Here is a 440-nt window from a genome sequence, read left to right as displayed (position 1 = left end):
AACGGCTACGTCAAGTCCAAGGGCTCCAACCTGCGGATCATCTCCGGCTCCGCCTCCGGCGGCGTCAAGCTGGTCGTGAACCCGGACAAGATCAAGACCCTGGACGACCTCAAGGGCAAGAAGATCGCCACCCCGCAGAAGGGGAACACGCAGGACGTCGCGTTCCTCAACTGGATCTCCGAGAAGGGCTGGACGGTCGACCCCGAGTCCGGCAAGGGCGACGTCTCCGTGGTCCGCACCGACAACAAGGTCACCCCGGACGCCTTCAAGCAGGGCTCCATCGACGGCGCCTGGGTCCCCGAGCCCACCGCCTCCAAGCTCGTCTCCGACGGCGGCTCCGTCCTCCTCGACGAGACCTGTGGCCCGAGAACAAGTTCGTGATCACCAACGTCATCGTGTCCCAGAAGTTCCTCAAGGAGCACGCGGACGTCGTCGAGGCC

The 440-nt window shown here is 65.0% G+C and carries 1 pseudogene; it reads left to right on the top strand.

Annotated features, from left to right (window positions below):
- Nucleotides 1-440: pseudogene (locus VR44_RS17240) on the top strand (ABC transporter substrate-binding protein); the annotation flags it as partial.

The organism is Streptomyces katrae (genome assembly GCF_000966975.1).
In the GTDB taxonomy this organism is placed as follows: Bacteria; Actinomycetota; Actinomycetes; order Streptomycetales; family Streptomycetaceae; genus Streptomyces; species Streptomyces katrae.
This window is presented reverse-complemented; position numbering and strand designations above follow the sequence as displayed.